Origin of the sequence: Acetobacter indonesiensis (assembly GCF_000963945.1) — a bacterium.
Lineage (GTDB): Bacteria > Pseudomonadota > Alphaproteobacteria > Acetobacterales > Acetobacteraceae > Acetobacter > Acetobacter indonesiensis.
Genome location: NZ_BAMW01000099.1, coordinates 1 through 563, shown reverse-complemented (window position 1 = coordinate 563; position 563 = coordinate 1). Strand labels below are relative to the sequence as shown.

The following is a 563-nucleotide window of genomic DNA, read 5'->3' as shown; positions in this document are numbered from 1 at the left end:
CAAACGCGTTTGTCAGGGCCTGATTGGCCTGACTCACATCCGTCGTGTAGCTGCCTTGAATGCTACCAGCGTTGACAAAAATGTTCCCGCCAATGGCAGACTGGCTTTCGCTCGTTTCATCATGCGTACGCCCACCGCCCATCAGGCCTGCTGCTCCAGAGGCAAGGCCCGTTCCTACTGAGCCCAGTATCCCCATCGTGCTGCCAAACATCCCGGCACCCGCACTGAACGAGGCCCCGGTCTGCTTCGCATCCCAGCGCGAGATATTCTCAACAGAACTGCTCGTCAGGCTCCCGGTGCTAAAGTGGTTCAGGCTCGCATCCGCCGTGCTGGCCAGCACACCCGCAGTCAGATTGGTGTTCCCTGCAACATCAACACCAAGACCCTGATCGCCAGCATAAAAACCGGAGAGCTGATCTTCCGTTGTCGCAAAATGATCCGTCACATTCTGCTGGCTGTAACTCGCACCACCCCCAGCCTTGCCACCTGCCCCCCACACCGGAATGGATATGGAGGCACCCGTCTGCCGCGCCGTGCTTTTATAGTCGGACGTGTTCTGCGGG

The 563-nt window shown here is 58.8% G+C and carries 1 pseudogene; it reads right to left on the bottom strand.

Features of this window, described 5'->3' with window-relative positions:
• Positions 1–563: pseudogene (locus Abin_RS15270) on the bottom strand (hemagglutinin repeat-containing protein); the annotation flags it as partial.